At 62.5% G+C, this 8,403-nt stretch carries 10 protein-coding genes and 1 pseudogene; 7 read left to right on the top strand and 4 right to left on the bottom strand.

From position 1 onward, the window contains the following. From JOD69_RS24235 to merE, 3 genes and pseudogenes are all read left to right on the top strand, one after another. Positions 1 to 324: pseudogene (locus JOD69_RS24235) on the top strand (mercuric reductase); the annotation flags it as partial. 18 nt (positions 325 to 342) lie between these two features. Continuing rightward, positions 343 to 708 (top strand): mercury resistance co-regulator MerD, encoded by a 366-nt coding sequence (merD, locus tag JOD69_RS24230; RefSeq protein WP_086133359.1) that lies wholly within the window; start codon positions 343 to 345, stop codon positions 706 to 708. Next, entirely contained in the window at positions 705 to 935 is a 231-nt protein-coding gene (gene merE / locus JOD69_RS24225) for a broad-spectrum mercury transporter MerE (protein ID WP_086133360.1), read from the top strand. The genes merD and merE overlap by 4 nt, the downstream gene beginning before the upstream one ends. Positions 936 to 939: 4 nt before the next feature. Here the strand turns inward: merE and JOD69_RS24220 are convergent, their stop codons facing one another. Further along, positions 940 to 1,923 (bottom strand): arsenic resistance protein, encoded by a 984-nt coding sequence (locus JOD69_RS24220; protein ID WP_210024356.1) that lies wholly within the window; start codon positions 1,921 to 1,923, stop codon positions 940 to 942. A 161-nt stretch (positions 1,924 to 2,084) separates the two neighbouring features. Here JOD69_RS24220 and JOD69_RS24215 point away from each other — a divergent pair, with 161 nt between their 5' ends. The 4 genes from JOD69_RS24215 to JOD69_RS24200 all read left to right on the top strand — a co-directional run bounded on the left by JOD69_RS24215 (position 2,085) and on the right by JOD69_RS24200 (position 6,627). Next, the gene (locus JOD69_RS24215; protein ID WP_086133362.1) at positions 2,085 to 2,645 is read left to right on the top strand and encodes a recombinase family protein; all 561 of its coding nucleotides are present in this window, start codon (positions 2,085 to 2,087) and stop codon (positions 2,643 to 2,645) included. 2 nt (positions 2,646 to 2,647) lie between these two features. Beyond that, a complete protein-coding gene (locus JOD69_RS24210; protein WP_210024355.1) occupies positions 2,648 to 5,614 on the top strand; it encodes a Tn3 family transposase in 2,967 nt (988 codons plus the stop codon). A gap of 261 nt (positions 5,615 to 5,875) precedes the next feature. Next, entirely contained in the window at positions 5,876 to 6,346 is a 471-nt protein-coding gene (locus JOD69_RS24205) for a hypothetical protein (protein WP_086133364.1), read from the top strand. Beyond that, positions 6,343 to 6,627 (top strand): type II toxin-antitoxin system RelE/ParE family toxin, encoded by a 285-nt coding sequence (locus JOD69_RS24200; RefSeq protein ID WP_086133365.1) that lies wholly within the window; start codon positions 6,343 to 6,345, stop codon positions 6,625 to 6,627. The genes JOD69_RS24205 and JOD69_RS24200 overlap by 4 nt, the downstream gene beginning before the upstream one ends. A 45-nt stretch (positions 6,628 to 6,672) precedes the next feature. Here JOD69_RS24200 and JOD69_RS24195 read toward each other — a convergent pair whose 3' ends face one another. From JOD69_RS24195 to JOD69_RS24185, 3 genes are all read right to left on the bottom strand, one after another. Further along, positions 6,673 to 7,440, bottom strand: a complete 768-nt coding sequence (locus tag JOD69_RS24195) for a nuclease-related domain-containing protein (protein WP_139841006.1) — start codon at positions 7,438 to 7,440, stop codon at positions 6,673 to 6,675. A 91-nt stretch (positions 7,441 to 7,531) separates the two neighbouring features. Next, a complete protein-coding gene (locus JOD69_RS24190) occupies positions 7,532 to 7,945 on the bottom strand; it encodes a hypothetical protein (RefSeq protein ID WP_205780966.1) in 414 nt (137 codons plus the stop codon). Between the two features lie 155 nt (positions 7,946 to 8,100). Then, positions 8,101 to 8,403: transposase domain-containing protein (locus JOD69_RS24185; protein WP_210024354.1), on the bottom strand; the 303-nt coding region annotated here is incomplete at its 5' end.

Below are 8,403 nucleotides of genomic sequence, written 5' to 3'. Positions count from 1 at the left end.
GCGGAAGCGCACCACGACGGCATCGAGACCGACAGCCGGCTGCTGACGCTCGACAACGTGCCGAGGGCGCTGGCCAACTTCGACACGCGCGGCTTCATTAAGCTGGTGGCGGAGGCCGGCTCGGGGCGGCTGATCGGTGTGCAGGCGGTGGCGCCGGAAGCGGGCGAACTGATCCAGACGGCCGCGCTGGCGATACGCCACCGGATGACCGTGCAGGCGCTGGCCGACCAGTTGTTCCCGTATCTCACGATGGTCGAGGGCTTGAAGCTCGCGGCGCAGACCTTCAACAAGGACGTGAAGCAACTGTCCTGCTGCGCCGGATGAGGAAAAGGGAGGTGTTCGATGAACGCCTACACCGTGTCGCGCCTGGCCCAGGATGCCGGCGTGAGCGTGCACGTCGTGCGCGACTACCTGCTGCGCGGGTTGTTGCGCCCGGCCGCGCGCACCGCCGGCGGCTATGGCGTGTTCGACGCGGACGCCTTGCAGCGGTTGCGCTTCGTGCGGGCTGCCTTCGAGGCGGGGATCGGCCTGGACGTGCTGACCCGGCTGTGCCGGGCGCTGGACGCCCCGGATGCCGGTGAAGCGGCGGTGTGGCTCGCCGAGCTGCGCCAACTCGTCGAACGGCGACAGCGGGCGCTCGCGGGCCTGGAGGTGCAGTTGAGCGCGCTGCGGGCCGAGGCTGCCCGGCAGGAAGGGGCGTTGCCATGAACGGCTCCGAGCGCAAGCCCATCACCGGCTATCTGTGGGGCGGACTGGCTGTGTTGACCTGCCCCTGCCACCTGCCCATCCTCGCCGTCGTGCTGGCCGGTACGGCCGCTGGCGCGCTCCTCGGCGAGCATTGGGTCATCGCGGCGCTCGGTTTGACCGGCTTGTTCCTTCTGTCCCTGTCGCGGGCGTTGCGGGCGTTCAGGTGCAGCGGCCGTAACGTGCTCTGATCGACTACGAGGAAGTTTGGGGCACAACAGGATCAGGGCCACCGAGTCTGGCGATGACGCGCACATAGACCAGCTCGCTGAGTAGCTCGACAAGAGTTTGCGTAACGACGATGGCTGGCAATATGGGTATGGCCCCAGGCACAGCTAGAGCAAGCGGCAAAACAACAAGGGAATTTCGAGTGCCTGCGCTGAAAGCGATGGCTCGGCCGGCAGTGGCATCAAGACGGAACAGTCGGCTAATGCTCCATCCGATCAGTGGGGCGATCACAGCAAAGGCGATATAGAAGGGAATCACACTCAAGGCCGCCTCGGTCGCCGGGCCGAGCTGGGGCACCACGGCCGCGACGACCACGAATAGGACAAGGGCAGTCGCCGGTACCGGCAATAGGCCAAGTGACGCCGAGACTTTTGCACCGGCCCGGCTTTGAGCTGCCCATAGCTGCACAAGCCCAGCAAGGGCCAGTGGAACAGCGATTAACCAGACGAAGGCATGAACGAACGGGCCGGGCTGCACGAGGGCTGCGGCATCATTCCCAAGAAGCAGGCCGAGATAGACCGGCAGCAGCAGCATTTGCACAACCAGGAGCGTAGGGGTTGCCGCCAGTAGCAGGCGGGCATCAGCACGACCAAGGTGCGAGAACGTAACCACATAGTCAATGCAAGGCGTCAGCAACACTAGCAGTACGCCGAGCCGCACCATGGGGTCGGATGGCAGAAATTGCACCAGTACGGCCACCAAGAGCGGCATTACGACGAAATTCGTAATGAGCAGTGCGGCAAGAAACCGACCGCGACCGAAGGCGCGGCCAAGGTCGGCCAGGGGCACTTGCAGAAATGTCACGAACAGCATGAATGCAAGCGCTGGATTCACGCCGCCTTCAAGCGCTGCGGTGCCGGGTACGAGAAAAGCGACAAACGCAGCCACCACAACTGCCCCGAAGTAAACACCGACTTGGTGCCTCTCGAACATTTCCCTGATGTTCCGCATGTCGCAATTTCGCTCCTTTGTGTCTAGTTGAAGCATACCCTAACCTGGCGTCAGATCGTGTGACGCGAAAGCGTCAGAATAGAGCCGCCTTCCGAATTGATTGACACGCGCCGTCAAGGGTCATGGATTTCTTCCTGACACATTGCCCTCAGGAGGCCACCTTGCACGGTCAGCGTATCGGCTACGTCCGCGTCAGCAGCTTCGACCAGAACCCGGAACGCCAGCTTGAGCATGTGCCGGTGGACCGGCTGTTCACCGACAAGGCATCGGGCAAGGACACCCAGCGCCCCGAGCTGGAGCGGCTGCTCGCCTTCGTGCGCGACGGCGATACGGTGGTGGTGCACAGCATGGACCGCCTGGCGCGCAACCTCGACGACCTGCGCCGCCTGGTGCAGAAGCTCACCCAGCGCGGCGTGCGCATCGAGTTCGTCAAGGAAAGCCTGACCTTCACCGGCGAGGACTCGCCGATGGCGAACCTGATGCTCTCGGTGATGGGCGCGTTCGCCGAGTTCGAGCGCGCCCTGATCCGCGAGCGGCAGCGCGAAGGCATCGCGCTCGCCAAGCAGCGCGGGGCCTATCGGGGCCGCAAGAAGGCGCTCGCGCCGGAGCGGGTGGCCGAGCTGCGCCGTCGCGCCGCTGCCGGCGAAAAGAAGGCACAACTCGCCCGCGAGTTCGGGATCAGCCGCGAAACCCTCTACCAATACCTGCGAACGGACGACTGACCATGCCTCGACGCTCCATTCTGTCCGCCGCCGAGCGGGCAAGCCTGCTGGCGTTACCCGATACCGAAGACGAATTGATCCGTCACTACACCTTCAGCGAGGCCGACCTGTCACTGATCCGCCAGCGGCGCGGTGACGCGAACCGGCTGGGGGTCGCGGTGCAGTTGTGCCTGTTGCGCTTCCCCGGTCAGGGCCTGCTGCCCGACGCTGCGGTGCCCATGCCCCTCCTGCAATGGATCGGACGGCAACTGCGCACCGATCCGGGGTGCTGGCCACAGTATGCCGAGCGCGAGGAAACACGGCGCGAGCATCTGCTCGAACTGCGGGCGTACCTGGGCATGGAACCGTTCGGCTTGGCGCACTATCAGCAGGCTGTCCATGCCATGACCAAACTGGCCTTGCAGACCGACAAGGGCATCGTGCTGGCCAGCAGCGCCCTCGACTCTCTGCGGCACCAACACATCATCTTGCCGACGCTGGATGTTGTCGAGCGGGTCTGTGCCGAGGCGATCACCCGCGCCAACCGCCGCATCTACGCGGCCTTGTCCGATCCCCTGTCGGCCACCCACCGGCACCGCCTCGACGATCTGCTCAAGCGCCGCGACAACGGCAAGACGACCTGGCTGGCCTGGCTGCGCCAGTCGCCCGTCAAGCCGAACTCGCGCCACATGCTCGAACACATCGAGCGCCTCAAAGCCTGGCAGGCGCTCGACCTGCCTTCCGGCATCGAGCGGTCGGTGCACCAGAACCGGTTGCTCAAGATCGCCCGCGAGGGAGGCCAGATGACGCCCGCCGATCTGGCCAAGTTCGAGCCGCAACGGCGCTACGCCACCCTCGTCGCGCTGTCCATCGAGGGCATGGCCACCGTCACCGACGAAATTATCGACCTGCACGACCGCATTTTGGGCAAGCTGTTCAACGCCGCCAAGCACAAGCATCAGCAGCAGTTTCAGGCGTCTGGCAAAGCCATCAACGCCAAGGTGCGCCTGTACGGCCGCATCGGCCAGGCGCTGATCGACGCCAAGCAAGCGGGCCGCGATCCGTTCGCCGCCATCGAGGCCGTCATGTCCTGGGATGCCTTCGCCGAAAGCGTCACCGAAGCGCAGAAGCTCGCGCAGCCCGAGGACTTCGATTTCCTACACCGTATCGGCGAGAGCTACGCCACCTTGCGCCGCTACGCGCCGGAATTCCTCGCCGTGCTCAAGCTGCGGGCCGCACCCGCTGCCAAAGACGTGCTCGACGCCATCGAGGTGCTGCGCGGCATGAACAGCGACAACGCGCGCAAGGTGCCTGCGAACGCGCCGACCGACTTCATCAAGCCGCGCTGGCAGAAGCGGGTGATGACCGACACCGGCATCGACCGGCGCTATTACGAACTGTGCGCGCTGTCGGAGATGAAGAACGCGCTGCGTTCCGGCGACATCTGGGTGCAGGGATCGCGCCAGTTCAAGGACTTCGAGGACTATCTGGTGCCGCCCGCGAAATTCGCCAGCCTCAAGCAGGCCAGCGAATTGCTGCTGGCCGTGGCCACCGACTGCGACCAGTATCTGCATGACCGGCTGACGCTGCTGGAAACACAGCTCGCCACTGTCAACCGCATGGCACTGGCCAACGAGCTGCCGGACGCCATCATCACGGAGTCGGGCCTGAAGATCACGCCGCTCGATGCAGCGGTGCCCGACACCGCGCAGGCGCTGATCGACCAGGCGGCGATGATCCTGCCGCACGTCAAGATCACCGAACTGCTGCTGGAGGTGGACGAGTGGACGGGTTTCACCCGGCACTTTACGCACCTGAAATCGGGCGACCTGGCCAAGGACAAGAACCTGCTGCTGACCACGATCCTGGCCGACGCCATCAACCTGGGCCTGACCAAGATGGCGGAGTCCTGCCCCGGCACGACCTACGCCAAGCTGGCCTGGCTGCAAGCCTGGCACATCCGCGACGAAACCTACGGGGCGGCGCTGGCCGATCTGGTCAACGCGCAGTTCCGGCATCCCTTCGCCGAGCATTGGGGCGACGGCACCACGTCATCGTCGGACGGCCAGAACTTCCGCACCGGCAGCAAGGCCGAGAGCACGGGCCACATCAACCCGAAATACGGCAGCAGCCCAGGGCGGACGTTCTACACGCACATATCCGACCAGTACGCGCCGTTCCACACCAAGGTGGTCAACGTCGGCGTGCGCGACTCGACCTACGTGCTCGACGGCCTGCTATACCACGAATCCGACCTGCGCATCGAGGAGCACTACACCGACACGGCAGGCTTCACCGATCACGTCTTCGCGCTGATGCACCTCTTGGGCTTCCGCTTCGCGCCGCGCATCCGCGACCTGGGCGACACCAAGCTCTACATTCCGAAGGGCGAAGCCGCCTATGACGCGCTGAAACCGATGATCGGCGGCACGCTCAACATCAAGCACGTCCGCGCTCATTGGGACGAAATCCTGCGGCTGGCCACCTCGATCAAGCAGGGCACGGTGACGGCCTCGCTGATGCTCAGGAAACTCGGCAGCTACCCGCGCCAGAACGGCCTGGCCGTGGCGCTGCGCGAGCTGGGCCGCATCGAGCGAACGCTGTTCATCCTGGACTGGCTGCAAAGCGTCGAGCTGCGCCGCCGCGTGCATGCCGGACTGAACAAGGGCGAAGCCCGCAACGCGCTGGCCCGCGCCGTGTTCTTCAACCGGCTGGGCGAAATCCGCGACCGCAGTTTCGAGCAGCAGCGCTACCGGGCCAGCGGCCTCAACCTGGTGACGGCGGCCATAGTGTTGTGGAACACGGTCTATCTGGAACGGGCCTCAAACGCCTTACGCGGTCACGGCCAGACTGTCGATGACGCCCTGTTGCAGTACCTGTCGCCGCTGGGCTGGGAGCACATCAACCTGACCGGCGATTACCTCTGGCGCAGCAGCGCCAAGATCGGCGCGGGCAAGTTCAGGCCGCTACGACCGCTGCAACCGGCTTAGCGTACGATTTTTTCCGTTTTCTGAGACGTCCCCAAGTGGAACGCCTGCAAGCCGAGCTGGTAGCTCTGGCTAAGACCAGCGGCGGAAAAACCAGGACGAAAACACAGCAATGAAAAAACCCGGCTGCGCGGTGCGAGCAATAGCCGATAACAGGCACTATGTTAAAAACTTAGCGGAATCAATTGTTGATTGTCGAACAATCTTTTGTAGATTGCTTATAATACCAATTATTCCTTGATCCGCAGAAAGGCAGGTGCACGTATGAGTGCTGAAACCATCGACCACAACACCCTATCTCGTCTGGTTGAAGCCGGAGCCGTCCGAGGCGCGCATGTGATCGGTCAAGCGGGGGGCTGGGGGGTACTGATCAAATATGGCATGCAGGAGCGCCCCTTGGCCGCGAGCCGCAGTAAGCAGGTGCGCACGTTCAAAAAACTCGAAACCCTGGTGGCCTACCTCAAAGACATCGGTATTAGCCGGTTCGACGTGGACGCCGCCAATTATGACCCCGCCAGTATTAAGACCTACTCGCGGCCAGATCGAGCCGAGGCCCTCAAGCAAGCCCACGAAGCCGCCGCCTATGACAAATGGTTTCGACAAGAGGTCGAGCAGGCGCTGAAAGAAGCGGACGACCCGAATACCGTCTGGATACCGCACGAGGAAGTGAAAGCGAGCTGGGCGAGGAAGAGGGCCGAACTGATGAAGCGCATCAAAGACGGTGACACTGCTTGAGGCTGGTTTGGTTGCCTACGGCGGTGGCGAACCGTGACGCGCACCTGGATTACATTGCTCAGGACAGTCCGAGCGCCGCCATCGAGCAGGGCGACCGGATCGAGCATCAAGTCGGTCTCCTTATCGAGCATCCGGAAATGGGGCGACCCGGCCGCAAGCGCGGCACGCGCGAGCTGGTCATCAGCCGCACGCCCTTTGTCGTGGTCTATCGCATTAAGCCGAGAGCTAAACGCATTGAACTGATGCGCGTGTTGCATGGGGCGCAGCAATGGCCGCCCTAACCGGTTTTCGCGGGCGCGAAAACTCCGAGTTGCAGCGCCTAACCACTAAGAACAACGAATCATGCCGCCCTCGGCTAGAACGGCCTTCGCAAGGGGTTGCATTTCCAACTTGCTCCCCCATCCACGCCACACCATGCCATCAAACCGAAAGCCATGGTTCTTCACATCTTCCCGCAGCCATTGCGGAGGGATGCCATCGAACTTTATTTCAAACGAGCGCTTCACATTCTCGTCCACCCAATACAAGGCGTTTAGGAGCATTTGAGCATTGCCGTTTACTACCACAATGCCTTTCTGACTTTTGAACGAATGTTGTTCTATCGCTGTCGGGACCCAAATCACCGGGCTTTTTGAGCCGACCGCCCCGCACTGGTTCCACACTTGGGCCACAATGTTTTTAAAAATCCTTGCGCCGGATCGTTTCACCAGAAACCCATAGGCGTTTTCCCGGATTCCGTCATAGCTCTTTATCTCAACGACGATTTGCGTTTTCTCGCCGACCGAAATAAGCATGTCGATATTACCGACCCGGCCCGCTGACACGTCCGTTTGAAGCGTCCAGTTCGGCGGAAGGATCGCTTTAATTGCCTCAATCGCTGCTTGTTCTACGAGAATGCCGCGTTCGCGACGCCGGCCCTTTCGCAATGTCTGAATAGAGCACAAAAACGCGAGCACAGCGCCTATGACGGACAACGGTTTGAAAGCGCCCAGGAATGGACTGATAACAAGCGCGGCAGCAGCAACGCCCATGAGATAAGCGGCCTGGTCGTAATCGGCTTGCCAGGGTTCGAAGATGTTTTGATCCGATGCCATGTCCAACAGTTTAGTTTCAATCCATCTGTCTGCTGGGCATCGGCGGCACCTGTTCGAGTTCGGCCAGGCCCAGGCGGTAATGCCAATAGTGCTAGGAGCGTTCGTTGAACCAGCCGGCTTCGGCATGCGTCAGAACATCCCGCAGCGCATCATCCCCCACGTGCTCCGCCAGCGCCTGAACATCCTCGTAGTCCCCTATGTCCATAACCTGAGCTATGACACGCTCAGGCCGTTCCAAGGCCTCGTCTGGCGTTTTCCACCAAATATATTTACCAGCCATCCGGCGCATCAATGCATCGTCCCGAATGCGCCAGCTAATCCCCAGCTCGGTGATAAGCTGGCGCTCCGCCGCCCCGATCCGGGCGGGATCGATTTCCGACAGGCCAGTTTGATAGATGTAGCGGCAGGCCCTACGGTCGAGCCGCTTGGCCTTCGTGCGCCGCTGCCCCAGCTCTTCCAGGATGGGATAATCGGACAGTCTAACCATCGCATGATCGCTAATCATCGGTTTCGCTCCGTGTGTCCTAAATCAGCAGGATGAAAAGGCCCCGCCGAAGCGGGGCCTTGAGTTAGGGTCGATCCCCGCGTATGCGGGGGAGCCCAACAGAAAAAAATGACCGGGAGAATGGTAAGCGTCCGAGCCTTACCGTGTTGACGGCGTCAAGCCGCGATGGGCTGGGTCAGTTCCGTCACCTGATCGGCGAGGTTCCAGGGTAGGAACTCGTCGATCCGATTGACGGGATGCTCGGCGATGCGGGCCAGCACGGTCCGGAGGTACGCCTCCGGATCGAGGCCGTTGAGCTTGGCCGTGCCGATCAGGGTGTAGATCGCCGCCGCTCGCTGGCCGCCGGCGTCGGAGCCGGCGAACAGATAGTTCTTCCGGCCGAGCGCCACCACCCGCAACGCGCGTTCCGCGGCATTGTTGTCGATCTCCAGACGACCGTCATCGCGATAGCGGGTCAG

Origin of the sequence: Methylocaldum sp. RMAD-M (assembly GCF_017832375.1) — a bacterium.
Classification (GTDB): domain Bacteria; phylum Pseudomonadota; class Gammaproteobacteria; order Methylococcales; family Methylococcaceae; genus Methylocaldum.
The sequence above is the reverse complement of the archived record's forward strand: the minus strand, read 5'-3'. Positions and strand labels throughout refer to the sequence as shown.